This window comes from Bartonella sp. AP3QHHD (assembly GCF_042195765.1).
Lineage (GTDB): Bacteria > Pseudomonadota > Alphaproteobacteria > Rhizobiales > Rhizobiaceae > Bartonella.
On record NZ_JBHIPC010000029.1, the window covers coordinates 1 to 1449 of the forward strand.

The 1449-nt window shown below is 41.1% G+C and carries 1 protein-coding gene and 1 pseudogene; one reads left to right on the forward strand and one right to left on the reverse strand.

Annotation, left to right across the window (positions count from 1 at the left end):
* A pseudogene (locus ACFIL7_RS01515) lies at positions 1-206 on the reverse strand (hypothetical protein); the annotation flags it as partial.
* Between the two features lie 172 nt (positions 207-378).
* Here ACFIL7_RS01515 and ACFIL7_RS01520 point away from each other — a divergent pair.
* Positions 379-1449 (forward strand): tyrosine-type recombinase/integrase (locus tag ACFIL7_RS01520; RefSeq protein WP_375683270.1); only part of this gene is annotated, 1071 nt, incomplete at its 3' end.

A 1449-nucleotide genomic window follows, 5' to 3' on the forward strand; every position in this document is an offset into this window, starting at 1 on the left:
ACACTCTCTATCTCTGATAAACGCAATGGAGAGAGAATGAGTTGAATCTGATAGGCTTTATCCGGTGTGGGATAAAGATGTAATTTCCTATCAAAATAACTGTAACAAACCGGCGTTCCTTGCTGCTCTGATGATAACAAAGGCTCTAAAGAAACATGGTCCTTACACTCCAATGCAAACTTATGATGTTGATCAGAACTCAGATAACACATTGATTTATAATGATAATATAGCGTTATTCATATTGAATTAGAATCCCGAATAACGTAAGATTCTCTCATTTCAAATCTGTTTATCTTGAATCAACTAAAACCACTCATTTGTACATAACAAGTGGGATGAGTGTATGGATAAAATTTGTATAAGAAAGGACTAAAAATGGCTCTTATGAACCGTCTTAATGCAAGGGCTGTCGCAACATTGGGAGCTGGCAAATATAATGATGGTGCCGGCTTGTTACTTCATAAGCGTAAAGATGGAGGTGCTCAATGGATTTACCGTTTTACCATTCATGGGCGGCGCCGTGAAATGGGCTTGGGTGCCTTGAGAGATGTCTCTTTAAAACAAGCCCGTGAATTGGCAACTGGGTGGCGCTCTGTTCTTCGTGAAGGTCGTGACCCCATTAAAGAACGCAATAAACAAAAGCGTGAGGCAATAAGTAATCTCCATTATTTAAAAGATATCGCGTTGGATGCTTTTGAAAGCCGTAAAGCTGAACTAAAAGGAGATGGTAAAGATGGGCGTTGGTTTTTACCCTTAAAACTCCATATTCTCCCCAAATTAGGTTGCCTCCCCGTTTCAGAGATTACACAAACAGAGATACGCAATACACTTGCTCCCATTTGGCATACAAAAGCAGCAACAGCTGATAAAGCTCTTACCCGCCTTAATATTTGTCTCAAACATGCGGCTGCTTTGGGTTTGGATGTTGATTTACAAGCAACAGAAAAAGCACGCGCTCTCTTAGGTAAACAACGCCATAAAACGCAAAATTTTCCAGCTATGGATTGGAGAGATGTCCCTGCCTTTTATAAAACACTTTGCGAAGCATCAACCTTAACACAACTGGCTTTGCGTTTGCTTATTTTGACAGGCGTTCGTACCAACCCTTTGTGTCATATTCATAAAGACCAAGTTGATGGCGATATCTGGACAATCCCTGCTGAAAATATGAAAGGTCGACGTGATACTACAGAAGAGTTTCGCGTGCCTCTATCATCAGAAGCATTAGAAATCTTAAAACAAGCGCGCTTGCTTTCTCGCAATGATTTCTTCTTTTCTGCAACCGGTCGGGGTCCCCTCGCTGCAAATTGTATGGCTCAATATATGAGAGACAATAAAATTGAGGCATGCCCCCATGGATTTCGTTCTAGTTTACGTGATTGGCTCGCTGAAACAACCGATGCCCCTTATGAAGTCGCAGAAACTATTCTAAGTCATACAGTAGGC